The following is a 22,999-nucleotide window of genomic DNA, read 5'->3' on the forward strand; positions in this document are numbered from 1 at the left end:
GCCCCAGCCCCAGCCCCGCCACCGCCACCGCCACCGCCACCGCCACCGCCTGCGCTGCCGGTAGGGGCGCCGGTTCTGGGGGTCCTGCCGCCGCCTGCTCCGCAGTGGACTGCAACGCCAGCCACGCTGGTTGAAGTGGTCCCCGCATCGTCGCCCGCCATGATGATGGTGATGATTCCGCCGCCGCCGCCGCCGACTACAAAGGTCGTTCCTTACGTCGCACCGTTTTACAAGCCGAAACCAGAGCGAAACTGATGCGATTTATGCTGCGGGTCGGCCGCCGATGGATTTGACTTGTGCGACTAGACATCTGACGCGTGCCGGTTTTCGTCGACTGGCAGCGTTGACGTTCGTTGTTGCATGCCAAGGGGCGGTCGCCACCACAAGCCCTGCGAACAACACCCTGGCATCCACTCCATCGAGCTCCGCGAGGCAGGCCTTGGCGGTTGCCACGCATCTCCGGATATCCGATGCAGGACCGGAGCCGGCGTCATCAAAAGTCACCAGCCTGGCGCAGTGGGTGGTTGCGTCGCGCGACAACGCCGGCATGCCATACGTGATCATCGACAAGGTCAACGCTCAGGTATTCGTGTTCGATCCGGCCGGCCACCTGCAAGCGGCCGCGCCTGCCTTGCTTGGCTGGGCACGGGGTGACCGCTCGGTCGAGGGGATCGGCGACCGGAAGATGTCGACCATTCGGCCACAGGATCGCATCACGCCGGCAGGCCGTTTCACGGCGTCGTTGGGTCACAACTCGCAAGGAAAAGAGATCCTGTGGATTGACTACAAGGATGCGATAGCTCTTCATCCGGTCGTCAAGGGGACGCCGCGGGAACGACGCGCCGAGCGCCTGAAGAGCCCCGCGGCAGCGGACAAACGCATCTCATACGGATGCATCAACGTTCCATTGAAGTTCTACGAGAAGTTCATCAGTCCCGCATTCGCACACACCAGTGGCATCGTCTACATTCTTCCCGAAGAGCCCTCGACAGGAGATTTGTTCGGGTCGTACACGTTCGGCACTGATACGAAACTTTCCTCGCCGGACCGGCCGTAGTCCGGAGGCAGGCGCCGCATGGCGGCAGTTCCTCTGCAAAGGCCAGCAGATTTCTGCGAGCGCTGGCCGGACGCGCGCGGTGCGCCGACCGCATGATGGGTTCCTCCCGGAACGGGCCACGTGCGCGCGATTCTGAATCCCGCTCGCTCACGATGCGCTGTCCGCTGGACCCATGAGCGCTTCAAATAGGTGGGAACCGGCGGGATCGTCAGGCGCACGTTCGTCATTGACGTGCGCGCAAGCGGAAGTCGGCCCACAGCGTTGCCAGGTGGCGAAGCGGCAGCGGTCCAAGCTCGCGAGCGAGCCACAGCGCGCCCGTCGAGGCATCGCCTGCATGTGCCCGGCAAGACCACGCCAGGCATCTGCATCCCGTCGATCTCGACAAGCTCGCCGCGCAAGTGCGGAGGCTGGCCGACTTTGCCCGCTGCCAGGCGAGCAGATGGCCTGCAATTCCGAGGCGGTGCGGGCGCACCAAAGAAAAGCCCCGGGCGGATGCCCGGGGCTTGGGTCAATAGCGACTTCGCGACTGCAAGCGATCTCGACAACTAGCGAGAACGTCTCGGCCCGAGGGCGCCCTCATCTTTGTTGTGCAAGCGATCACAACTCAGTTCGGCAGCGCCAGATCGTCCAGCATCGCCTTGAGGAAGCGCGCGGCTTCGCCGCCGGTGGCGGCGCGGTGGTCGAAGGTCAGGCTGAGCGGCATGCGCCGGTGCACCTCGATGCCGCCGATCACCGCCACCACGTCGTGGCTGAGCTTGCCGGCACCGACGATGGCGACGGTGGGCGGCACCACCACCGGCGTGGCGTAGCGGCCGGCGAACATGCCGAAGTTGCTGAGGCTGATGGTATAGCCGGACAGCTCCGAGGCCGGGATCGAGCGATCCTCCACCTGCGAACGCAGGCGCTTGATCGCGGCGCGGATGCCGGCGCCGTCGAGCACGTCGGCATTGCGCAGCGCCGGCACGAACAGGCCGTCGTCGGTGTCCACCGCGATGCCGATGTCGACGTGCGGGTGCAGCGTGCGGCTGAGGTTCTTGGCGTCGAACCACGCGTTCAGCGCCGGCACCGTCTTGCAGGCGAACACGATGGCGCGGATCAGGCGCGCGGTGATGTCCTGCTTGCCGATCCAGGCGTGCAGGTCGGCGTCGTCCACCAGGGTGGTTGGCACCACCTGGGCATGGGCATCGGCCATCACGCGGGCCATGTTGCGGCGCACGCCCTTCAGCTGCTCCGGTTGGCCGCTGGCCGCGACGCTCGGCGGCGCGGTGCGCACCGGCTTGCCGGCCAGGGAGACGGGGCCGCGCTGCGGCTCCGGCAGTTCCGGCGCCAGGTGGCGGCCGGCCGAGGCGGGCACCGCGCGCGCCGGGGCGGCGCCCAGCGCGGCGCTGCCGTTGGCGGCGGCGTTCTTCACGTCCTGCATGGTGACCACGCCATCGGCGCCGCTGGGCCGCACGCGGGCGAGATCGACCTTGAGCTTCTTCGCCAGCGCGCGTACCGCCGGCACCGCCTTCACGCCGCCGATGCTGGCGGCCTGCTCGACGTGCACGGTGTTGCCGCTGACCATCGCGCCGACCACGGTGCCCTCGTCCTCGCGCTCGGCCTTGGCGGCCGGCTTCGCTTCCGCGGCCTTCGCCGGCTCGGCTTTCTTCGGGCCGTGGTGGTGGCCGGTGGCCTCGGCCTCGGCGCGCTGCTTGGCGTTCGGGTCGGGCTCGAAGTCGGCCAGCGCGGCACCGGTCTCGATGATGTCGCCGGGTGCGCCGTACAGCCTGGTGACCTTGCCGGTGTACGGCGAGGGCACGTCGACCACCGCCTTGGCGGTTTCCATCGAGCACAGCGGCGCGTCGAGCTTGATGCTGTCGCCCACCTTCACGTGCCATTCGACCACGGTCGCGTCGGGCAGGCCTTCGCCGAGGTCGGGGAGGTAGAACGTCTTGATGTCAGCCATGGGATCAGATCCGTGTTGTAGGGCGGGCATTGCCCGCCGGCTTTTGCTCAGGTCTCGCGCGGCCAGCCGCGGTAGTGCGGCGGGCAGTGCCCGCCCTACGTGGCATTCCAGCGCCGATTATGACGCCGCCAGCGTGCGCTTGGCCGCGTCGACGACGCGCTCCACGCTCGGCAGGTATTTCATTTCCAGGCGGAACAGCGGGATGTGGGTGTCGAAGCCGGTGACGCGCTCGACCGGGGCGAGCAGGTCGTACAGGCATTCCTCGGCGACGCGCGCGGCGATCTCGGCGCCGAAGCCGGCGGTCTTCGGGGCCTCGTGCACGATCACGCAGCGGCCGGTCTTCTGCACCGATTCGGCGATGGTGTCGAAGTCCAGCGGGGTCAGCGTGGCCACGTCGATCACCTCGGCGCTGATGCCGTCGGCGGCCAGCGCGTCGGCGGCTTCCAGCGCTTCCTTCACCTGCGCGCCCCAGGTCACCAGGGTCACGTCGGTGCCGTCGCGCAGCACGAAGCACACGTCCAGCGGCAGCGCCTCGCCGTCGTCCGGCACTTCTTCCTTGTACTGGCGGTAGATGCGCTTGGGCTCGAAGAACATCACCGGATCCGGATCGCGGATCGCGGCCAGCAGCAGGCCGTAGGCGCGCGCGGGCGACGACGGCATCACCACGCGCAGGCCGGGGATGTTGGTGAACAGGTGTTCGTTCGCTTCCGAATGATGTTCCGGCGCGCGGATGCCGCCGCCCCACGGCGCGCGCCACACGGCGGGCACGGTGAGGCGGCCGCGGGTGCGGTTGCGCATGCGTGCGGCGTGGCAGGCGATCTGCTCCATCATCGGGTAGATGAAGCCCTCGAACTGCGCCTCGGCCACCGGCTTCATGCCCTGCACGGCGAGGCCGACGGTGACGCCGGCGATGGTGGTTTCGTCCAGCGGCGTGTCGAGCACGCGCAGCTCGCCGAACTTTTCCTGCAGACCCTGGGTGGCGCGGAACACGCCGCCGTTGACGCCCACGTCCTCGCCCAGCACCACGACGCTGTCGTCGTGGGCCATTTCGTAGGCGAGCGCCTGGGTAACCGCTTCGATGAGAGTGATCTGTGCCATGACTCAGTGGCCCTTGTTTTCAAGCGAGAGGACGTAATCGCGCTGCTTGGCGAGATCGGCGGGGATTTCGGCGAAGGTGTAGTCGAACATCGCCGAGACCGGCTGTGTCCTGGTCTCGAGGTAGGCGTTCACCTCGTTGTCCATCCACTCGTCGCACTCGGCCTTCCAGGCCTCTTCCTTCGCGTCGTCCCATACCTTCTTCGCCACCAGCCAGTTGCGCAGGCGCTTCATCGGTTCCTTGTTCCAGCCGTCCTTCACTTCCTGTTCGCCGCGGTAGCGGCGCGCGTCGTCGGCGGTGGTGTGGTCGCCGAGGCGGTAGGTCACCAGCTCGAGCACGCTGCCGCCCTGGCCGCTGCGGGCGCGCTCCAGCGCGTCCTCCATCGCCTTGCGCACGGCGATGATGTCGTTGCCGTCCACCTGGATCGAGAACAGGCCCGCGGCGATGCCCTTCTGCGCCAGCGTGGGCGCACCGGACTGGATCTTGCGCGGCACCGAGATCGCCCACTGGTTGTTCACGATCACCGCCACCAGCGGCAGATTCTGCGCGCCGGCGATGTTGATGGCGCCGTAGAAGTCGCCCTTGGACGAGCCGCCGTCGCCGATGGTGCACACCGCCACGCGCTTCTCGCCGCGAATCTTGAACGCCAGCGCGGAACCCGCCGCATGCAGGCACTGCGTGGCGATCGGCACCGACCAGGCGAAGTCGTGCCGCGCCGGTTCCTTCTGGTAATCGTTGCCGCGCTCGTCGCCGCCCCAGTACATGTACACCTCGCGCGGCTGTACGCCGCGGTACAGCTGCGCGCCGTATTCGCGATAGCTCGGCGCGTACACGTCTTCCGGCCGCATCGCACTGCCGATGCCCACGTGCGCGGCCTCGTGGCCGAGGCAGCTGGCGTAGGTGCCCAGCTTGCCGGTGCGCTGCAGGGCGATCGACTTGGCGTCGAACACGCGGGTGGACAGCATCAGCTTGTACAGCTCGACCATGTGGCCGAGGTCTTTCGCGAACTCGGGCAGATCATCACGTACCTGCTTGCCCTCGGCATCGAGGTATTGCAGGTATTCGATTTCAAACTTGGCGGCGATGGTCACGACTCGCTCCGGAGTGAGGAATGGGAAAGCCTGGAACTGTTGTCCGAAGGACTGCGGCGGGCACAAGACGACCGGACAAGACCGCGCTTGATAGCAGGCAGGCATGTTGCGCTGCAAGGTACAGCGCAGCATGCGGGGCCGTACGGGAGTGCGTGTGCCGGCGGGATTCCTGCTTCCGATCAGGCCCGGCAGCGCGTCCAGCCGCTACCATGATCCTTTCGGCAGGTGACGGAACAGCATGAGCGACAACCAGCGCGATCTCGAAGCAGGCATCCGGACCGACCTCGACGGACAGATAACCTATGGCGGCTACCTGCACCTGGACACGCTGCTGTCCGCGCAGCGGCCGCTGAGCCAGCCGCCGCATCACGACGAGATGCTGTTCATCGTGCAGCACCACGTGGCCGAGCTGTGGATGAAGCTGCTGATCCACGAGTTGAAGGCGGCGCTGGCGCACCTGCGGTCGGACGACATCGATGCCTGCCTGAAGATTCTCGCGCGGGTGAAGCAGGTGCAGCGCCAGCTGTTTGAGCAGTGGGCGGTGCTGGAGACGCTGACCCCGTCGGAGTACCTGGAGTTCCGCGGCGTGCTGGGGCCGTCCTCCGGCTTCCAGTCGCTGCAGTACCGCACGATCGAATTCATGCTGGGCAACAAGAACGCCGGCATGCTGAAGGTGTTCGCGCATGATCCTGTGGCGCAGGCCGAATTGCGCGCGGTGCTGGAGGCGCCCAGCCTGTACGACGAATTCCTGCGCTACTTGGCGCGCCGCGGCCATGCGGTGCCGGCCGGGCTGCTGCAGCGCGACTGGACCGAGGCCTACCGGCGCAACGAGGCGCTGCTGCCGGCGCTGAAGCGCATCTACGAGCGGCGCGCGCAGTTCTGGCCGGAGTACCACATGTGCGAGCAGCTGGTGGACGTGGAGGAGAGCTTCCAGTTGTGGCGCTTCCGCCACATGAAGACGGTGGAGCGGATCATCGGCCACCGCCGCGGCACCGGCGGTTCGTCCGGCGTGGCGTTCCTGAAGAAGGCGCTGGACCTTGAATTCTTCCCGGAACTGCTGGACGTGCGCACCGTGCTCGGCAGCTGACGGGCCTGATCTTTGCGATCATCCCTGATCGCGAGGATCAAACGGGCGGCCATCCATGGCCGCACTTTTCATAACATCCACTCACGCGCCACGGGTCGCCAGGGAACGTCATGAGCCAGACCATCGAGGCCGGCGCACCCGGCTACCCGCAGCTGCTTGGCCATCCGCGCCCGCTGTGGATGCTGTTCATGACCGAGTTCTGGGAGCGCTTCGCGTTCTACAGCGTGAGCTGGGCGCTGGCGCTGTACATCGTGGCGCAGTTCTTCCACGGCGACCCGTCCGGCCAGGGCTGGGCCAGCGGCATCTACGGCGCGTGGGTGGCGCTGATCTACGCGATGGGCATCTTCGGCGGCTATATCGCGGACCGGGTGATCGGCTACCAGCGCTCGATCCTGATCGGCGCGGCGGTGATGGCGCTGGGGCTGTTCGCGATCATGCTGCCGGACAAGCGGCTGTTCCTGGTCGGGCTGTCGCTGGTGATCGTGGGCAACGGCCTGTTCAAGCCGAACATCTCCACGATGGTGGGCCAGCTCTACGCGCGCGGCGACGAGCGCCGCGACCGCGGCTTCACCCTGTTCTACATGGGCATCAACGGCGGCGCGCTGCTGGCGCCGCTGTTCACCGGCTGGCTGGCCGGCTATCTCACCGATACGCCGCTGGAGCAGAACTACAAGGCGGTGTTCGGCGCGGCCGGCGTGGGCATGCTGCTCAGCCTGCTGTGGTTCTGGATCGGCCGGCGCCAGCTCGGCGCGGTGGGCCGGCCGGCACCGGGCCACGCCAGCCGCACGCGCGTGGCGTGGGTGCTGCTCGGCGTGCTGCTGTCCGTCCCACTGGTCTACCTGCTGCTGGCGTACGTGGGCGCCATCTACCTGTCGTGGGTGCTGGGCGTGCTGTTCGCCGCGGTGGCGGCGATGCTGCTGGTCGAGGGCGTGCGCCACGATCGCGTGCAGGTGGAGCGGGTGATCGCGATGCTGATCATCTTCGCCTTCAACATGCTGTTCTGGATGTTCTATTTCCAGCTCGGCACGTCGTTCAATTTCCTGGCGCAGAACCTGGTCGATCGCCGCATGTTCGGCGGCTGGGAGTTCCCGGTGGGCTGGTTCCAGTCGGTCAGCCCGCTGGCGATCATCCTGCTGGCGCCGCTGGTGACCCTGGTCTGGGCCTTCCTCGCCGCGCGCCGGCGCGAGCCGTCGATTCCACGCAAGTTCGGCCTCGGGCTGGTCTTCAACGGCCTGGGCTTCGCGGGGCTGATGTACGGGCTGTCGCACCTGCTCGACGGCCGCGGCCTGATTCCGTTCTGGCCGCTAGCGCTGTGCTACGTGCTGCAGACCGTGGGCGAGCTGTGCCTGTCGCCGATCGGCTTGTCGATGGTGACCAAGCTGGCGCCGCCGCGGCTGGTCGGGCTGGCGATGGGCGGCTGGTTCCTGTCGCTGGCGGTGGGTGGCAATCTCTCGGGCCTGCTGGCCGGACGCATCAGCGGCGACAGCGGCATGACCGCGGTGTCGGCGCTTGCCGGCTTCACCTTCAGCTTCTGGCTGCTGGCCGGTGCCGGCGTGTTGCTGCTGCTGATCGCGCCGCTGATCAACCGGCTGATGCACGGGGTGCGCTGACGGCGCGCCTGGCGATGAGACGCGAGCGCTGCGTGTTGCAGTGCATTTGACGCGGCCCGCGGTCAGCGGTTACACCTTCCCGAAAGAATTTACGGGTCTGCGCGCGAGGTGCCGATCCGCCACCGGGGAGCATCCATGAGTCAAGTCACCGATACGGCGCCGCACGCCGTACCCGAGTATCCGCAGCGTCTCGGCCATCCACGTCCGCTGTGGATGCTGTTCATGACCGAGTTCTGGGAGCGCTTCGCGTTCTACGGCATCCGCTGGGCGCTGGTGCTGTACATCGTGGCGCAGTTCTTCGGCGGCGAGGGGGCGGGCCAGCAGCCGGCCAGCCGCACCTACGGCGCCTACCTGGCGCTGGTCTACGCTGCGGCGATCTTCGGCGGCTACATCGCGGACCGCGTGCTCGGCTACCAGCGTTCGATCCTGGTGGGCGCGGCGGTGATGGCGGCGGGCCTGTTCATGATCGCCATCCCGAGCCAGCAGGTCTTCGAGCTGGGCCTGGCCACCATCATCGTGGGCAACGGCCTGTTCAAGCCGAACATCTCCACCATGGTGGGCCGCCTCTACAGGACCGGCGACGAGCGCCGCGACAGCGGCTTCACCATCTTCTACATGGGCATCAACGCCGGCGCGCTGATCTCGCCGATCATCACCGAATACCTGGCCAAGGCCGTGTTCGGCACCGAGGCGATGCCGAGCTACAAGTACGTGTTCATCGCCTCGGGCGTGGGCATGCTGATCAGCCTGGTGTGGTTCTGGATCGGCCGGCGCGGCCTGCAGGGCGTGGGGCTGGTGCCCGCCGGCGGCGAAAGCCTGGCGCGCGTGGCCTGGGTGCTGCTCGGCATGCTGGTGTGCATCCCCGGCGTGTACTTCCTGCTCGCCGCGGGTGCGGGTTTCCTGCAGTGGGTGCTGAGCCTGCTGTTCGTGGCGCTGGCCGTGCTGCTGATGGTGGAAGGCATCCGCGAGGGCAGGGTGCAGCGTGACCGCGTGATCGCCATGCTGATCGTGTTCGCGTTCAACGTGCTGTTCTGGATGTTCTTCGAGCAGGCCGGCAGCTCGTTCACCTTCCTCGCCGACCAGATCGTCAACCGCCAGCTCGGCGGCTTCAGCTTCCCCACCGCGTGGTTCCAGTCGGTGAACTCGCTGGCGATCATCTTCCTGGCGCCGTTGATCGCGTGGATCTGGGTGGCGATGAAGGGCCGCAACCCGTCGATCCCGCGCAAGTTCGGCCTGGGCCTGGTCTTCAACGGCTTCGCCTTCCTGCTGCTGATGTTCGCCCTGTCGAGCCTGGTGAACGACGCCGGCAAGATCCCGTTCTGGACGCTGTTCATGGTCTACGTGATCCAGTCGGTGGGCGAGCTGTGCCTGTCGCCGATCGGCCTGTCGATGGTGACCAAGCTGGCTCCGGCGCGCCTGGTCGGCTTCGGCATGGGCGGCTGGTTCCTCTCCACCGGCATCGGCAACAACCTGTCGGGGATCTTCGCCGGCCACGTCAGCGGCGAGAGCGGGATGACCGTGCAGTCGGCGCTGGACGGCTACACCTTCGGCTTCTGGTCGCTGCTGGGCGCCGGCGTGCTGCTGTTCCTGATCGCGCCGCTGATCAACCGGCTGATGCACGGGGTGAAGTGACCGGGAACGGGGCGGGAGGCCGGGACGTTCCCGCTTCCCGCCATGGCCGGTTCACGGCTGCAGCTTGTCCAGGATCCGCATCAGCCAGGCCCGTTCCTCCGCGTTGAGCCGGGCCAGCACTTCGCGCTCGCGCGCGCGGGCCATCGGCGCCACCTCGTCGTGCATGGCCCAGCCGGCATCGGTGAGGCTGAGCACCGAGCGCCGCTTGTCGTTGTCGTGGGTGGCCCGGTGGACCCGGCCGGCCTCGACCAGCCGTGCCAGCGCGCGGCTCACCGCCACCTTGTCCATCGCCGTGCGTTCGGCCACCTCGCGCGCGGACAGCCCCGCATAGCGCCCCAGCACGGCCATCACCCGCCATTCGGTCACCGAGATGTCGTAGCGGCTCTGGTAGTCGTCGGCGATCGTCTGGCTGATCGTGTTGGACAGGATCGACAGCCGGTACGGCAGGAAGTGTTCCAGTTGCAGCGGGGCATGCTCGGCCTTGGCGGGAGCGGGCTTGTGCTTGGCGGACATTGCGGCGGTGGTCCTTGCAAATGGTTTCATACGAAACTATAACTTATGTGGTCATCCGTGACCGCAAGAGTCAAAAGCAGCCATCCACGGCGGCACTCTTCATGGAAAGCACGCGTCAATTTAGCGCGCGTTGTGCAAAAGCCCGCATTGGCAGCGCGCCTGCCCTCATCGTAGCCCCCGGAGAGATCGCATGAACGCCCAGCCGAACCCAGGCATGCAGGTCACCACGTTCGAGAACCCGATGGGGATCGACGGTTTCGAGTTCGTCGAGTTCGCCGCCCCGGCCGGCCGCGCAGGCGAGCTGCACGCGCTGTTCAAACGCATGGGCTTCAGCGCGGTGCTGAAGCACAAGCGCCGGCCGATCACGGTATACCGGCAGAACGGCGTGAACTTCCTGCTCAACGAGGACCCGGACTCGTTCGCCGCCGATTTCGCCGCGAAGCACGGCCCCAGCGCCTGCGGCTTCGCGATCCGCTTCCGCAAGCCCGCGGCCGGGGTGCTGCAGGCGGTGCTCGGCAACGGTGGCGAGGCGGTCACCGACAAGGAGGCCAGCAAGGCGGTGAACGCGCCGGTGGTGAAGGGCATCGGCGACTGCATGCTGTACCTGGTCGACCGCTATGGCAGCGCCGGCAGCATCTACGACGGCGACTACGCGCCGATCGAGGGCGCCGGGCAGAATCCGAAGGGTTTCGGCCTCACCTTCATCGACCATCTCACCCACAACCTGTACTTCGGCAACATGCAGAAGTGGTCGGACTACTACGAGAAGCTGTTCAACTTCCGCGAGATCCGCTACTTCGACATCAAGGGCGCCAAGACCGGCCTGGTTTCCAAGGCGATGACCGCGCCGGACGGCATCGTACGCATCCCGCTGAACGAGTCGAGTGACCCGAAGAGCCAGATCAACGAGTACCTCGACGCCTACCACGGCGAAGGCATCCAGCACATCGCCTGCTTCACCGACGACATCTACGCCACGGTGGAGCAGATGCACGCGGCCGGCGTGGAATTCCTCGATACGCCGGACACGTATTTCGACGTGATCGACCTGCGCATCCCCGACCACGGCGAGGACGTGCCGCGGCTGGCCAGGAACAAGATCTTGATCGACGCCGACCCGGAGACCAAGCAACGCAAGCTGCTGCAGATCTTCACCCAGAACGCGATCGGCCCGATCTTCTTCGAGATCATCCAGCGCAAGGGCAACGAAGGCTTCGGCGAGGGCAATTTCCAGGCGCTGTTCGAGTCGATCGAGCGCGACCAGATGAAGCGTGGAGTGCTGTGACGCAACGCGGCCCTTCGACTTCGCCTGTCCCGCGCCCGTCGAAGAGCCCAGAGCGAACGGCTTGCCTCACCGTTCGCCCTGAGCGTAGCCGCGCAGCGGCGAAGTCGAAGGGCAGTCGAGGCCCGAACGAATATTTGTCGTTGAGGATTGATGCCCGGCTGCTACCGGAGATCAGGAATGGAGTTCTTTCTCTACATCCTCGAATGCGCCGACGGCAGCTTTTATATCGGCCACACGGATGACCTGGATCGAAGAATCGAGCAGCATGACACGGGCCGAGGCTGTGCATACACCGCCACACGGTGTCCGGTGAAGCTGGTACATGCACAGGGCTTCGAAACTCGGGGCGAGGCCTTGGCCATGGAGCGCAAACTCAAGGGCTGGAGTCGGGCAAAGAAGCAGGCGTACATGGTGGGGGATTGGGAGGCGGTGAGTCTCTTGTCCAAAGGAAAGCACAAGCATCAGCGAGTGCGGGAAGGCGCTTCGACTCCGCTCGCTGTGCGAGCTACGCTCAGCGCGAACGGTGATGATGCCGTTACGCGTCCAACCAGACGGAAAGACGACGCATGAACTACCAATCCGGTTTCGGCAACGAGTTCGCCAGCGAGGCGATTCCCGGCGTGCTGCCGGTCGGCCAGAACTCGCCGCAGCGCGTGGCGCACGGGCTGTACGCGGAGCAGCTGTCCGGCACCGCGTTCACCGCGCCGCGGCATGCGAACCGGCGCAGCTGGCTGTACCGGATCCGCCCGGCGGCGGTGCACGAGCCGTTCCGGCCGCTGGCGCACGCCAGCTTCCACAACCGCTTCGACGAGGCGCCGGCCACGCCGAACCAGCTGCGCTGGGATCCGTGGCCGCTGCCTGAAACGCCGACCGATTTCGTCGACGGCCTGGTCACCCTGGCCGGCAATGGCGGCCCGGCCGAGCAGGGCGGCATCGGCATCCACGTCTATGCGGCGAACCGCTCGATGCAGCGGCGCTTCTTCTACGACGCCGACGGCGAACTGCTGATCGTGCCGCAGCAGGGCCGGCTGCGGCTGGCCACCGAGCTGGGCGTGATCGAGATCGAGCCGCAGGAGATCGCGGTGATCCCGCGCGGCGTGCGTTTCCGCGTCGACCTGCCCGACGGCGCGGCCGATGCACACGGAAGTGCGAGTGCCACGGGCGCAGGAGGCGCAGGAGTGGCCCGCGGCTACGTCTGCGAGAACTTCGGCGCGCTGCTGCGCCTGCCGGAACTCGGCCCGATCGGCTCGAACTGCCTGGCCAACGCGCGCGACTTCCTCACCCCGCACGCGGCGTATGAGGACGTCGAAGGTGCGTTCGAGCTGGTGGCGAAGTTCCAGGGCGCGCTGTGGACGGCGAAGATCGGCCACTCGCCGCTGGACGTGGTGGGCTGGCATGGCAACTACGCGCCGTACAAGTACGACCTGCGCCGCTTCAACACCATCGGCTCGATCAGCGTAGACCACCCCGACCCGTCGATCTTCACCGTGCTGACTTCGGCCAGCGACACGCCCGGCACGGCGAACGTGGATTTCGCCATCTTCCCACCGCGCTGGCTGGTGGCGCAGCACACGTTCCGGCCGCCGTGGTTCCACCGCAACGTGGCCAGCGAGTTCATGGGCCTGATCACCGGCGTGTACGACGCCAAGGCCGAGGGCTTCGTGCCCGGCGGCGCCTCGCTGCACAATTGCATGAGTGCCCACGGCCCGGACGCGGCCACCTTCGAGAAGGCGTCGGCCGCGGACCTGTCGAAGCCGGACGCGATCGGCGGCACCATGGCCTTCATGTTCGAGACGCGCAAGGTGATCCGCCCCACGCAGCAGGCGCTGGACGCGCCGCAACTGCAGCACGACTACTATCGGTGCTGGCAGGACATCCGCAAGCACTTCGCGCCGTGAACGCGACCGACCCACGCACCCGACACAAGGCACCCCGATGAAACTCGCATCCCTCAAGGAAGGCGGCCGCGACGGCACCCTGGTCGTGGTCAGCCGCGACCTCGCGCGCGCGGTCAAGGCCACCGGCATCGCGCCGACGCTGCAGGCCGCGCTGGACGACTGGTCGAACGCGGCGCCCAGGCTCAACGCGCTGTCCGATGCATTGAACGCCGGCACGGCACCGGGCGCGTTCGCGCTGGACATGGCCGCGCTGGCCTCGCCGCTGCCGCGCGCGTACGAGTTCGTCGACGGCAGTGCCTACCTGCCGCATGTCGAGCGCGTGCGCCGCGCCCGCGGCGCCGAGGTGCCGAAGTCGTTCTACACCGATCCGCTGATGTACCAGGCCACCAGCGCCGGCTTCCTCGGGCCGCGCGACCCGGTGGTGGTGCCCAGCGAGGACTACGGCATCGACCTCGAGGCCGAGGTGGTGGTGGTCACCGACGACGTGCCGATGGCGGCGACGCCGGCGCAAGCCTCCGGACATATCCAGTTGATCGGCCTGATCAACGATGTCAGCCTGCGCGGGCTGATCCCCGCCGAGCTGGCCAAGGGCTTCGGCTTCCTGCAGAGCAAGCCGCGCTCGGCGCTGTCGCCGGTGCTGGCGACGCCGGACGAGCTGGGCGAGGCCTGGGCCGGCGACAAGCTGCACCTGCCGATGCGCACCTGGCTCAACGGCCGGTGGTTCGGCGAGGCCGAGTGCGGCGTCGACATGCAGTTCAGCTTCGCCGAACTGGTGGCGCACGCGGCCAAGACCCGCCCGCTCACCGCCGGCACCATCGTGGGCTCCGGCACCATCGCCAACGAGGACACCGGCAAGGGCGCCTCCTGCCTGGCCGAGCAGCGCACCGTGGAAACCCTGCGCGACGGCCATCCCACCACGCCGTTCCTGAAGTTCGGCGACCGCCTGAAGATCGACGTCATCGACGCCGCCGGGGCCTCGATCTTCGGTTCGATCGAGCAGCAGGTCGTCCCGTACAGGCCGTAGTCCGCCAGCGCCGGGTTGCTGCGGCATCTCGCCGCGACATGGCGGCAATTGACCCGGATCAAGGCACGCCGGCAGGCGCGTCGACAGACTCGCCACCATGGCCATTCCCATCACTCCTCCCGAATTCGACCCGGCGCTGATCGCCCGCTACGACGTGGCGGGGCCGCGTTACACCAGCTACCCGACGGCGCCGCAGTTCCGCGCCGACTTCGACGAGGCGGCCCTGCGCGGGGTGATCCGCGCCTCCAACGAGGAGCCGATCCCGCGCCCCCTGTCGGTGTACGTGCACGTGCCGTTCTGCATGAGCCCGTGCTTCTACTGCGGCTGCAACCGGGTGATCACCCGCGACGTGACCCAGGCGGACCGCTACCTGGAGCGGCTGTACCGCGAGATCGAGCTGATCGCGCCGCTGTTCGACCGCGACCGCCCGGTGCGCCAGCTGCACTTCGGCGGCGGCACGCCGAACTTCCTCGACGCGGCGCACATGGGCGAGCTGCTGGAGTCGCTGGCGCGGCATTTCAGCTTCAGCCACGAGGCGGATCGCGAATACGGCATCGAGATCGACCCGCGCTTCGCCGACGGCGCCTACGTGCGCAACCTGGGCGAACTGGGTTTCAACCGGATCTCGGTGGGCATCCAGGATTTCGATCCGGCGGTGCAGAAGGCGGTCAACCGGATCCAGAGTTTCGAGCAGACCCGCGAGGTGATCGAGGCGGCGCGCGCGGCCTCGTTCCGCTCGGCCAGCGTCGACCTGATCTACGGCCTGCCGCTGCAGACGGTGGACGGCTTCAGCCGCACGCTGGAGCAGGTGGTGGCGTTGAATCCCGATCGCGTGGCGGTGTACGGCTACGCGCACCTGCCGGAGATGTTCAAGGCGCAGCGGCAGATCGAGGCGTCCGAGTTGCCCGACGCGGCCACCCGGCTGGCGCTGTTCGGACGCGCGCTGGAGCAGCTCAGCGCGGCCGGCTACGTCTACATCGGCATGGACCATTTCGCCCGCGCCGACGACGAACTGGCGCAGGCACAGCGCACCGGCACCCTGCAGCGCAATTTCCAGGGCTACTCGACCCATGGCGATTGCGACATCGTCGGCCTCGGCGTCAGCGCGATCGGCCGCATCGGCGACAGCTACAGCCAGAACGCGCGCGACCTGATCGGCTACTACGCGGCGCTGGACGCGGGCCGGCTGCCGGTGATGCGCGGCCTGCAGCTGGACGAGGACGACCTGATCCGGCGCGAGCTGATCAACGAGCTGATGTGCCACGGCGTGCTCGACAAGCAGGCCTTCGGCGCGCGCCACCGGCTGCTGTTCGACGAGTATTTCGAGCGTGAGCGGCAGCGCCTGGCGCCGCTGCAGGACGACGGGCTGGTGCTGGAGAGCCCGCGCGAGATCCGGGTGACCTCGCGGGGGCGGCTGCTGTTGCGTATCATCGCCATGTGCTTCGATGCCTACTTGGGCGACAATGCCCGGGCCTCGCGATACTCGCGCGTGATCTGACCAACGCAGCCTCCACCGGCACGGCCGACATCATGCAATCCAAGTACCCGGCAGGTCGCCTGCCTGATCCGCCCAGCCCGATTGCCGACGACGGCGACGAAACGCATTTCTGCGGTACCTGCGCGTTTTCCAGCGCCTGCATCGCGGCGGGCTACCACAAGCCCGAGCTGGCGGCGCTGCAATGCCTGGTCGAGCACGTGGGGCCGTTCCGCGCCGGCGAGCACATCTTCCGCACCGGCGATCCGTTCCGCGCGATCTTCGCCGTGCGCAGCGGCACCGTGAAGACCCGCATGGTCGACAAGGAAGGCCGCGAGCAGGTGCTCGGCTTCTACCTGCCCGGCGAGGTGATCGGCCTCAACGCGATCTACCCCGAGCACTTCCCGTGCGACGCGGTGGCGCTGGACACCACCTTCTTCTGCCGCTTCTCGTTCCCCGCGATGAGCGCGCTGGCCTCACGCGTGCCGGCGGTGCAGCAGCACCTGTTCCGCATGCTCAGCAAGGAGCTGGGCACGGCCTCGCTGCTGGCCGGCGACCACAGCGCCGACGAACGCGTGGCCGCGTTCCTGCTCGACCTGGCCGGGCGCTATGCCGCGCGCGGCTTCTCCGCCACCCGCTTCCACCTCAGCATGTCGCGCGGCGACATCGCCAACTACCTGCGCCTGGCCGCCGAAACCGTCAGCCGCGTGCTCAGCCGCTTCCGCGCGCAGAAGCTGATCTCGATCGAGGGACGCGAGCTGGAACTGCTGAACCCGGCGCGGCTGCGCGAGATCGGGCAGACGCTGCTGCGCGAATAGGGCCGGCCGCCGGACCCGCCGCGGGCGGGATCAGTGCTGCATCAGCACCGGCACGGCGGCGTCTTCCAGTACCCGTTGGGTGGCGCCGCCGAACACGCGTTCGCGCATGCGCGAACGGCCGTAGGCGCCCATGACCAGCAGGTCGGCGCGGATGTTCCCCACTTCCTGCAGCAGAATCTCGCCGGCCATCGCGGAGGACGAGCGCACGTAGCTCGGCTTCGAGGCGATGCCGTGGCGGAGCAGGTAGACGAACGGATCGAAGCGCGGGCGCCCCTCGTCGCCGTCGCGCACGTCGCCATCGACCAGGGTGACCTGTTTCGCCACCCGCAGGAACGGCAGGGCGGCGTGGATCGCGCGGATCGCCTCGATGCTGCCGTTGCAGCCGACCACGATGCGCTCGAAGCGGATCTCCCGGTTCCAGCCGGGGGGCAGGATCAGGCAGGGCATCCGGCAGGCCAGGATCGCCTCGCCGAGGACGTCGAGCAGGCCGGATGCCTGCACCATGTCCCGCTCGATCACCGCGAGGTCGTGGCGCGCGCCGAGCCAGCGCAGCGTGTCGGCGATGCCGCTGCGGGCCACGATCCAGTCGGCGCCGTGCACGCCGGCTTGCCGCGCGAAGGCGCCGAACGCGGCCAGCTCGTCGGCCGATTCGGGGCGCGTTTCGAGCAGCAGGCCCAGCACGGTCGGCTCGGCGGCGGCGTGCGTGCGCAATGCCGGGTCGATGAAGCAGCCGGTGATGTTGCTGCCCCAGCGTGCGGCGATCGACATGCCCGCGGTGACGGCGGGGCTCCATGGCCGGGCCGAGGTGGCCAGGGCGAGGATGTCGCCGGGGCGCGTGACGCGGGTCGAGGGATCGGCTTGTTGGTGGCTGGTCATGTGATGGGTCGGGGGTCGGGGCCGGCGCGGCGTTCAGAGGTCGAGGGTGTGGATGACCTGCGCGGCATCGTCCGGGTCGAGCCGGCGGGTGAAGCCCAGGTAGGCGGCCAGCTCGCGCATCGGCTCGTTCCCGGCGGCGTCGATCGAGAACATCTGCCGGAAGCCGTTCTTGCGCGCGGCCTCGATCAGGCGCCGCATCAGCAGCACCGCCAAGCCGCGGTGGCGCCAGTCGTCGGCGACCGTCACCGCGCATTCGCAGTGCTTGTCGTCGGCGCTGGCGGCATAGCGGCTCACGCCGACCTCGCGCAGCTCGCCGTTGTCGTGGGCCAGCGCCACGAAGGCCAGCCGCCGCCGTGCGTCCACGTTCATCAGCGAGTCGATCAGCGCCGGGTTGGCGCCCTTCATGCCGCCGAGGAAGCGGAAGCGGCAGGCCTCCCCGGACAGCCGGTTGATGAAATCCGTTTCGCGCTGGCGATCGTCCGGGCGCAACGGGCGTACCAGTACCGGGCTGCCGTCAGCGAGGGTCTCGATCCAATGGGTTCCCTCGATGGCGCCGAAAGGCGTGAAAGCCGGGCTGCCGTGGCCGGTCTGGTGTGTGCTGGACATGATCTGCCCCGATGGCGGATGGATCGTGCTCGATTCCCGTGTCGCGGCGGCTGCCCGTCGCGGCGCGGTCCCTTGCAGGATCGAGTTGTACGCCGCGCCGCGCCGCCTGCTGTTGACCTCGGTCAACCAAGCGACCGGGGTTCAGCTGGCGTCGTTCCGCCGGGAGCCGGCCGGGTAGCCGTTGCGGCAAAGGTCGGCGAGCAGGTCGGGACGCAGGATGCGCACGGCCTTGCGGTTGACCTCGAGTACGCCCATTTCCTCCATCCGCGAGAACAGGCGGCTGACCGTCTCCACCACCAGGCCGAGGTAGTTGGCGATGTCGTAGCGCGACATGGTCAGGGTGAGCGCGGCGCCGTCGCGTTGCAGGCGTTCGTAACGGTCGGCGAGGCTCTTCAGGAAGATCGCCAACTGCTCTTGCGCCTGCTGCCGGCCCATCATCACCAGGTGCCTGTGCTCCTCGACCACCTCGCGGCTGATCACCCGCATCAGCTGGCGGTGCAGCGCCGGTACCTCGCTGGTGACCTGCTGCAATTGCGCATAGGGCAGTTCGCAGATGCTGGAGCGCTCCAGCGCCTCGGCCTGGCTGGCGTGCCGGTCCGAGGCCAGCGCGTCGAAGCCGATGATTTCGCCGGGCAGGTGGAAGCCGAGGATCTGCGTGTCGCCCGCCTCGTTCTGCACGAAGGTCTTGAGCGAGCCCGACCGCACCACGTAGAGCGCCTTGAACGGGTCGCCGTCGCGGTACAGCACGCCGCCGCGCTCCAGCATGCGCTTGTCCCTGACGGTACCGTCCAGCCGGGTCAGGTCGTCGCGGCCGATGCCGGCGGGCAGGCACAGCTCGTTCAGCGCGCAGGAACTGCAGCTGCGGCGCAGCAGGTTCAGGTCGAGGACGTTTGCGCTGTGTTCCATCGGCATCATTTTTCGATTGGGAACGGTTCTCGCGGACGGGTCCGTCCCGTTGGATCCGTGCCGTCCGAACTTAGCACGGAAGGCCGTTCCGCCGCGCCACGACCGGTGCGGCCGAACCGCGCAGGGCGGTTGCTGCGAATCGTTCGCGTCGTTGCCATGTGCGACTCGCCGCGCATTTGACCACGCTCAAGTCGCCGGCAGCCCGGCGTCGGCAGACTGAGGGCGTCAGGACCATGACCGGCATGCCCGAATCCGGCATGATCCACGGCCTTGCACGAGCGGAGGCATCATGAACTGGAAGAACACGACAGACCGTTACAGCTCGCCGTCGGTGGCGATGCACTGGCTGATGCTGCTGTTGCTGGCGGCCGTCTACGCCTGCATCGAGCTGCGCGGCATGTACCCGCGCGGGAGCGACCTGCGCGAGGCGCTGAAGACCTGGCACTTCATGCTGGGCCTGGGCGTGTTCGCACTGGTTTTCGTGCGCCTGGCGCTGCGCCTGGCGGCCGGGGCGGCACCCTCGATCCGGCCGGCGCTGCCGCCGTGGCAGGCGCGCCTGGCCGCGTTGATGCACCTGGCGCTGTACGCCTTCCTGCTGGCCATGCCGCTGCTCGGCTGGCTCACCCTGAGCGCCTCGGGCAAGCCGGTCCCGTTCTTCGGGCTGCAGCTGCCGCCGCTGCTGGGCGCGGACAAGGCGCTGGCCGGTTCGCTCAAGGAGATCCACGAGACCATCGGCACGATCGGCTACTACCTGGTCGGCCTGCATGCCGCGGCCGCGCTGTTCCACCACTACTGGACGCGCGACAACACCCTGTTGCGCATGCTGCCGGGATCCGGGCGCCGGGCCGGCTGAGCGCGCGCGGCGGCGTCGCGTCGTGACGGCAAGGCCACCGGCGACGGTGGCCTTGCCGCGACGGCGACGCCTTCAGGATCGTGCGGGCAGCGGCAGCGGCGCATCGACCGCCACCACGGTGGGCGCCGGCAGCGAGGCGCGTGCCTCCAGCGAGGCCAGGAAGCGCCAGACGAAGGCCAGCGTCACCAGCAGCAGGCCCGGGTAGCCGACGCCGGCCAGCAGGTAGGGCAGGGTGGGGTCGGCCAGCACGCGCACCCGCGGCAGGTTGAAGCTGAGCAGGCCGAGCGTGATGACGCCGCCGAACACCCACATCAGCATCAGCCAGATGCCGGCCTCGAAGCCGCTCAGCGGACGGCCCCAGCCGGTGCTGCCGCGCGGCATCGCCACCTCGCCGTGGATGGCGCCGCGCGGGTCGGTGCCCGCCGGCGCACGCACCCGCCGGCCCAGCGTGAAGAGGTCGTAGGCAAGTATGCCGGCGCCGACCGTGAACACGATGCCGAACATCGGCAGCAGCAGCTTGAACAAGCCCATGGCGCGCGAGACGTCGCCGCCGAACCAGCCCAGGCCCAGGATGCGGTACACGTAGATCTGCACCGTGCCGCCCAATGCGAAGGCGAACGCCAGGCCGAGCACGCCGGTGAGCACCAGCCAGAAGCCGAGCTTGCCCAGCCGCTGGTCGTAGTCCGGCGCCTTGCGCATGATCGGCACGGCGTAATAGGCCGCGGCGATGCCCAGCATGCCGAAGGTGCCGAACAGCGCCAGGTGGGCGTGTCCCGGCGTCACCCAGGTGCCATGCGACCAGACGTTGGTCAGCGCGAAGGTCATGCTGAAGCCGAGGATGCCCGCGCCGATCTGCTCCAGCACCACCGAGCCGAGGATGAAGTAGAACGCCGGCGCATTCTCCAGCGGGCGCCGGTTGGTGTGCGCGTCGAGGTAGATGTGCCAGAAGCAGAACACCAGCGGCAGCGGCTCCAGCGCGCTGAACAGCGAACCCCAGAACTGCCAGAACTCCGGCGTGCCGATCCAGAAGTAGTGGTGCGCGTTGCCGATCAGCCCGGACAGCCACACCAGCGCCACGCCCCAGAACACCGCAAAGCCCACCGACTTGATGTCGACCTTGAACATCAGCACCAGCAGGAAGCCGACCAGGCTGATGTGGATCACCTCCCACACGCCCTCTACCCAGTAGTGCACGACGAACCAGCGGAAGTACTCCTGCAGGTCCAGCCGCGCCACGTAGAACAGCCCGAATACCCATACCGCCATCAGCGCCGTCACGCCGAGGCCCAGGCCCCAGTGGATCTCGTTCCACTGGCGCACCGGCGGGAACGTGCGCAGCACCACGTAGGCGAGGATCGCGAAGCCGACCAGCACCAGCACGCCGGCGATGCGCCCGGCCTCCAGGTACTCCAGCCCCTGTTGCAGCCATGGCTGCCCATGCCACCAGCCGGCGATGCCGTACTGGGCCAGGCGCAGGGTGAAGAAGTTCCACACGGCGATGAAGATCAGCGCGTAGAACAGCAGCTTGATCAGCCACGGCGCCACCATCTCGCGCCGCGCCAGCAGCGGCCCGACGAACAGGATCGCGCCGATGAAGCCGCACAGGATCCACAGGATGCCCAGGTTGAGGTGCTCGGCGCGGGCGATGTTGAAGTTCATCGTGCCCGCCTGCACGCTGGGGTCGATGTGCTGGGTGGCGAGGATCAGGCCGTAGCCGACCTGGAGGAGGAACAGCACCAGCATGAGCATGAAGAAGCGCAGGCTGAGCCGCTGCGTCTGGTATTCGATCTGCATCACTGCTTCTCCAGGGAGTGGAGGTAGGCCACGATCGCGTCGACTTCGTCGTTCTTGAGCAGGGTGTCGTAGCCGGGCATCACGCTGGCCGGGTAGCCCGCCACGATCTTCGCGTTCGGCTGGCGGATCGACTCGGCCAGGTAGGCGTCGTCCGCCACCACGCTGCTGCCGTCGGCGAGGCTGACCCGCGAGCCATACAGGCCGCCCCAGCCGGGCCCGACCAGGCGCTGCCGGGTCGTCGAATGGCAGGCGGTGCAGCCGTTGTCCTTCGCCAGCTGCGCGCCGCGCGCCACCGGGTCGGCCGGACCGGCCGCGGGCGGGGCGACCGGCGCGGCGGCGGCCGGCGCGATCGCCTGCACGCCAAGCGCCAGCCGCAGGCGCTCGTCGGGCCCGGCCTCGGCCTCCACCCGCGGCGGCCAGCCTTCGGTGTTCATTGCCGAGGTGTACTTGAGGTAGGCGATCAGCTGGCCTGTCTCGTCACGGGTCAGCGGCAGGTTGGGCATGTTGCTCGGCTTGCCGCCGCGCCGCGCGACGCGCGTCGCGGCGTCGGGAAACTTGCTCTCGTAGGCCTCGATCGTGCCGGCGCCGGAATCGGCGTGCTGCACCGGATCCTGCAACTGCGCGCGCACCGCGGCCGCGGTCGGCCAGCTGCCCGCCGAGGGCAGGAACGCGGCCAGCCACGCCGGGCCGGCCTGCTCGTACTCGCGGGTGAGGTCCGGGCCCAGGTACGCGCCGTTGCCCACCATGGTGTGGCAGCCCATGCAGTTATAGGCCTGGAACACGCGCTTGCCGTCCTCGGCCCGGTACGGGCCGTAGCTGACCGTGTCCGGCGTCACTTGGCCGCGCGACTTCATGAAGGAGAACAGGGACAGCGCGACGAAGGCCAGCGTCATGATGCCCAGCATCACGAACGCGCCGCGCCGCCGCGGTGTTTCGCAACTCTTGCCGCCGGTTCCGCAGCTCATGACAGCTTCGCCTTGTCGTCGCCGGCCGGGGTCGGCGCGGCGTCGTGCAGGAACAGGATGCGCAGGCTGCCGATGAAGACGTAGAAGACGTATACCGACAGCGCGAAGCCAACGCAGAAGTAGACCAGCCAGGCGGCATGCGATTCGGGCCAGTATTCGAAATCGCGCCAGAACGGCCACGAAAGCAGGAACGCGGCCACGCAGGCCAGCACCGAAATCGTCAGATCAGTGATCCGTTGCATCGCACGATTACCCCCCGAGAGTTGGTTTGACGCATGGCTGCGCAACGCCGAAAACCGCCGGACCCTCTCCCCTGACGGAGGGCCGCGCGTGGGACGGGGTCGACTATAGGTACGGCGTGGGGCCGCGCATCTGATCCAGGTCAAGCATTGCCACATCGACGGCGGGTATGGCGGGCGCGGCCGGGCGGCGGCGCCCCTGCATGCGCGCGGCGCGGGCGGGCGCGGTC

21 protein-coding genes are annotated in these 22,999 nt (G+C 68.2%); 11 read left to right on the top strand and 10 right to left on the bottom strand.

Features of this window, described 5'->3' with window-relative positions:
* Window positions 1–439: 439 nt before the first annotated feature.
* Window positions 440–1,057 carry a L,D-transpeptidase gene (locus tag RHOFW104R8_RS12880; RefSeq protein ID WP_201028771.1) on the top strand — a complete coding sequence of 206 codons (618 nt, stop codon included), beginning with the start codon at window positions 440–442 and terminating at the stop codon, window positions 1,055–1,057.
* A 604-nt stretch (window positions 1,058–1,661) separates the two neighbouring features.
* Here the strand turns inward: RHOFW104R8_RS12880 and RHOFW104R8_RS12885 are convergent.
* From RHOFW104R8_RS12885 to pdhA, 3 genes are all read right to left on the bottom strand, one after another.
* Window positions 1,662–3,002 (bottom strand): dihydrolipoamide acetyltransferase family protein, encoded by a 1,341-nt coding sequence (locus tag RHOFW104R8_RS12885; RefSeq protein ID WP_068097429.1) that lies wholly within the window; start codon window positions 3,000–3,002, stop codon window positions 1,662–1,664.
* Between the two features lie 117 nt (window positions 3,003–3,119).
* A complete protein-coding gene (locus RHOFW104R8_RS12890; protein WP_068097426.1) occupies window positions 3,120–4,100 on the bottom strand; it encodes an alpha-ketoacid dehydrogenase subunit beta in 981 nt (326 codons plus the stop codon).
* Between the two features lie 3 nt (window positions 4,101–4,103).
* Window positions 4,104–5,189 (bottom strand): pyruvate dehydrogenase (acetyl-transferring) E1 component subunit alpha, encoded by a 1,086-nt coding sequence (gene pdhA, locus RHOFW104R8_RS12895; protein ID WP_068097423.1) that lies wholly within the window; start codon window positions 5,187–5,189, stop codon window positions 4,104–4,106.
* A gap of 238 nt (window positions 5,190–5,427) precedes the next feature.
* Here pdhA and RHOFW104R8_RS12900 point away from each other — a divergent pair, with 238 nt between their 5' ends.
* The 3 genes from RHOFW104R8_RS12900 (at window position 5,428) to RHOFW104R8_RS12910 (ending at window position 9,518) form a co-directional block, all read left to right on the top strand.
* Complete coding sequence (locus RHOFW104R8_RS12900) at window positions 5,428–6,276, top strand: tryptophan 2,3-dioxygenase (RefSeq protein WP_068097421.1); 849 nt, start codon at window positions 5,428–5,430, stop codon at window positions 6,274–6,276.
* Window positions 6,277–6,386: 110 nt separating this feature from the next.
* Window positions 6,387–7,886, top strand: a complete 1,500-nt coding sequence (locus RHOFW104R8_RS12905; RefSeq protein WP_068097419.1) for a peptide MFS transporter — start codon at window positions 6,387–6,389, stop codon at window positions 7,884–7,886.
* A gap of 135 nt (window positions 7,887–8,021) precedes the next feature.
* Window positions 8,022–9,518 (top strand): peptide MFS transporter, encoded by a 1,497-nt coding sequence (locus RHOFW104R8_RS12910; RefSeq protein ID WP_068097416.1) that lies wholly within the window; start codon window positions 8,022–8,024, stop codon window positions 9,516–9,518.
* A gap of 51 nt (window positions 9,519–9,569) precedes the next feature.
* Here RHOFW104R8_RS12910 and RHOFW104R8_RS12915 read toward each other — a convergent pair whose 3' ends face one another.
* A complete protein-coding gene (locus RHOFW104R8_RS12915; RefSeq protein WP_068097413.1) occupies window positions 9,570–10,031 on the bottom strand; it encodes a MarR family winged helix-turn-helix transcriptional regulator in 462 nt (153 codons plus the stop codon).
* Between the two features lie 190 nt (window positions 10,032–10,221).
* Between RHOFW104R8_RS12915 and hppD the strand changes: the two genes are divergently transcribed.
* The 6 genes from hppD (at window position 10,222) to RHOFW104R8_RS12945 (ending at window position 16,530) form a co-directional block, all read left to right on the top strand.
* The gene (hppD, locus tag RHOFW104R8_RS12920) at window positions 10,222–11,316 is read left to right on the top strand and encodes a 4-hydroxyphenylpyruvate dioxygenase (RefSeq protein WP_068097412.1); all 1,095 of its coding nucleotides are present in this window, start codon (window positions 10,222–10,224) and stop codon (window positions 11,314–11,316) included.
* A gap of 177 nt (window positions 11,317–11,493) precedes the next feature.
* Window positions 11,494–11,886: a GIY-YIG nuclease family protein gene (locus RHOFW104R8_RS12925; protein WP_082823622.1), complete on the top strand. Its 393-nt coding sequence runs from the start codon at window positions 11,494–11,496 to the stop codon at window positions 11,884–11,886.
* The gene (hmgA, locus tag RHOFW104R8_RS12930) at window positions 11,883–13,214 is read left to right on the top strand and encodes a homogentisate 1,2-dioxygenase (RefSeq protein WP_068097411.1); all 1,332 of its coding nucleotides are present in this window, start codon (window positions 11,883–11,885) and stop codon (window positions 13,212–13,214) included. The genes RHOFW104R8_RS12925 and hmgA overlap by 4 nt, the downstream gene beginning before the upstream one ends.
* 37 nt (window positions 13,215–13,251) lie before the next feature.
* The gene (locus RHOFW104R8_RS12935) at window positions 13,252–14,238 is read left to right on the top strand and encodes a fumarylacetoacetate hydrolase family protein (protein WP_068097410.1); all 987 of its coding nucleotides are present in this window, start codon (window positions 13,252–13,254) and stop codon (window positions 14,236–14,238) included.
* Between the two features lie 97 nt (window positions 14,239–14,335).
* Entirely contained in the window at window positions 14,336–15,736 is a 1,401-nt protein-coding gene (gene hemN, locus RHOFW104R8_RS12940; RefSeq protein WP_068097409.1) for an oxygen-independent coproporphyrinogen III oxidase, read from the top strand.
* A gap of 32 nt (window positions 15,737–15,768) precedes the next feature.
* On the top strand, window positions 15,769–16,530 hold the full coding sequence (locus RHOFW104R8_RS12945; protein WP_068097408.1) for a helix-turn-helix domain-containing protein: 762 nt from the start codon (window positions 15,769–15,771) through the stop codon (window positions 16,528–16,530).
* A 30-nt stretch (window positions 16,531–16,560) separates the two neighbouring features.
* Here RHOFW104R8_RS12945 and RHOFW104R8_RS12950 read toward each other — a convergent pair whose 3' ends face one another.
* The 3 genes from RHOFW104R8_RS12950 to RHOFW104R8_RS12965 form a co-directional block, all read right to left on the bottom strand.
* Window positions 16,561–17,406: a universal stress protein gene (locus tag RHOFW104R8_RS12950; RefSeq protein ID WP_068097406.1), complete on the bottom strand. Its 846-nt coding sequence runs from the start codon at window positions 17,404–17,406 to the stop codon at window positions 16,561–16,563.
* A 33-nt stretch (window positions 17,407–17,439) separates the two neighbouring features.
* A complete protein-coding gene (locus RHOFW104R8_RS12955; RefSeq protein ID WP_068097402.1) occupies window positions 17,440–18,012 on the bottom strand; it encodes a GNAT family N-acetyltransferase in 573 nt (190 codons plus the stop codon).
* 141 nt (window positions 18,013–18,153) lie between these two features.
* Window positions 18,154–18,918 (bottom strand): cyclic nucleotide-binding domain-containing protein, encoded by a 765-nt coding sequence (locus tag RHOFW104R8_RS12965; RefSeq protein WP_068097396.1) that lies wholly within the window; start codon window positions 18,916–18,918, stop codon window positions 18,154–18,156.
* A gap of 289 nt (window positions 18,919–19,207) precedes the next feature.
* On the opposite strand from RHOFW104R8_RS12965, the gene RHOFW104R8_RS12970 reads away from it, so the two are divergent.
* Window positions 19,208–19,771, top strand: coding sequence for a cytochrome b (locus RHOFW104R8_RS12970; RefSeq protein WP_068097393.1), 564 nt, complete (start codon window positions 19,208–19,210; stop codon window positions 19,769–19,771).
* A gap of 72 nt (window positions 19,772–19,843) precedes the next feature.
* On the opposite strand, the gene RHOFW104R8_RS12975 is transcribed toward RHOFW104R8_RS12970, so the two are convergent.
* From RHOFW104R8_RS12975 to RHOFW104R8_RS12985, 3 genes are read right to left on the bottom strand one after another with little or no spacing between them, the layout of a single operon-like run.
* Entirely contained in the window at window positions 19,844–21,565 is a 1,722-nt protein-coding gene (locus RHOFW104R8_RS12975) for a cbb3-type cytochrome c oxidase subunit I (protein ID WP_068097390.1), read from the bottom strand.
* Window positions 21,565–22,530: a c-type cytochrome gene (locus tag RHOFW104R8_RS12980; protein WP_082823623.1), complete on the bottom strand. Its 966-nt coding sequence runs from the start codon at window positions 22,528–22,530 to the stop codon at window positions 21,565–21,567. The genes RHOFW104R8_RS12975 and RHOFW104R8_RS12980 overlap by 1 nt, the downstream gene beginning before the upstream one ends.
* Window positions 22,527–22,772, bottom strand: coding sequence for a hypothetical protein (locus RHOFW104R8_RS12985; protein WP_068097388.1), 246 nt, complete (start codon window positions 22,770–22,772; stop codon window positions 22,527–22,529). Before RHOFW104R8_RS12985 ends, RHOFW104R8_RS12980 begins: the two co-directional genes overlap by 4 nt.
* Between the last annotated feature and the right edge of the window lie 227 nt (window positions 22,773–22,999).

This window comes from Rhodanobacter sp. FW104-R8 (genome assembly GCF_001617365.1).
Classification (GTDB): domain Bacteria; phylum Pseudomonadota; class Gammaproteobacteria; order Xanthomonadales; family Rhodanobacteraceae; genus Rhodanobacter.

Bases quoted from the DNA above. Each gene is read 5' to 3' on its own strand.
- RHOFW104R8_RS12885 (WP_068097429.1), bottom strand. From the start codon at position 3,002: ATGGCTGACATCAAGACGTTCTACCTCCCCGACCTCGGCGAAGGCCTG.
- RHOFW104R8_RS12890 (WP_068097426.1), bottom strand. From the start codon at position 4,100: ATGGCACAGATCACTCTCATCGAAGCGGTTACCCAGGCGCTCGCCTAC.
- RHOFW104R8_RS12900 (WP_068097421.1), top strand. From the start codon at position 5,428: ATGAGCGACAACCAGCGCGATCTCGAAGCAGGCATCCGGACCGACCTC.
- RHOFW104R8_RS12905 (WP_068097419.1), top strand. From the start codon at position 6,387: ATGAGCCAGACCATCGAGGCCGGCGCACCCGGCTACCCGCAGCTGCTT.
- RHOFW104R8_RS12910 (WP_068097416.1), top strand. From the start codon at position 8,022: ATGAGTCAAGTCACCGATACGGCGCCGCACGCCGTACCCGAGTATCCG.
- RHOFW104R8_RS12915 (WP_068097413.1), bottom strand. From the start codon at position 10,031: ATGTCCGCCAAGCACAAGCCCGCTCCCGCCAAGGCCGAGCATGCCCCG.
- hppD (WP_068097412.1), top strand. From the start codon at position 10,222: ATGAACGCCCAGCCGAACCCAGGCATGCAGGTCACCACGTTCGAGAAC.
- RHOFW104R8_RS12925 (WP_082823622.1), top strand. From the start codon at position 11,494: ATGGAGTTCTTTCTCTACATCCTCGAATGCGCCGACGGCAGCTTTTAT.
- hmgA (WP_068097411.1), top strand. From the start codon at position 11,883: ATGAACTACCAATCCGGTTTCGGCAACGAGTTCGCCAGCGAGGCGATT.
- RHOFW104R8_RS12935 (WP_068097410.1), top strand. From the start codon at position 13,252: ATGAAACTCGCATCCCTCAAGGAAGGCGGCCGCGACGGCACCCTGGTC.
- hemN (WP_068097409.1), top strand. From the start codon at position 14,336: ATGGCCATTCCCATCACTCCTCCCGAATTCGACCCGGCGCTGATCGCC.
- RHOFW104R8_RS12945 (WP_068097408.1), top strand. From the start codon at position 15,769: ATGCAATCCAAGTACCCGGCAGGTCGCCTGCCTGATCCGCCCAGCCCG.
- RHOFW104R8_RS12950 (WP_068097406.1), bottom strand. From the start codon at position 17,406: ATGACCAGCCACCAACAAGCCGATCCCTCGACCCGCGTCACGCGCCCC.
- RHOFW104R8_RS12955 (WP_068097402.1), bottom strand. From the start codon at position 18,012: ATGTCCAGCACACACCAGACCGGCCACGGCAGCCCGGCTTTCACGCCT.
- RHOFW104R8_RS12965 (WP_068097396.1), bottom strand. From the start codon at position 18,918: ATGGAACACAGCGCAAACGTCCTCGACCTGAACCTGCTGCGCCGCAGC.
- RHOFW104R8_RS12970 (WP_068097393.1), top strand. From the start codon at position 19,208: ATGAACTGGAAGAACACGACAGACCGTTACAGCTCGCCGTCGGTGGCG.
- RHOFW104R8_RS12975 (WP_068097390.1), bottom strand. From the start codon at position 21,565: ATGCAGATCGAATACCAGACGCAGCGGCTCAGCCTGCGCTTCTTCATG.
- RHOFW104R8_RS12980 (WP_082823623.1), bottom strand. From the start codon at position 22,530: ATGAGCTGCGGAACCGGCGGCAAGAGTTGCGAAACACCGCGGCGGCGC.
- RHOFW104R8_RS12985 (WP_068097388.1), bottom strand. From the start codon at position 22,772: ATGCAACGGATCACTGATCTGACGATTTCGGTGCTGGCCTGCGTGGCC.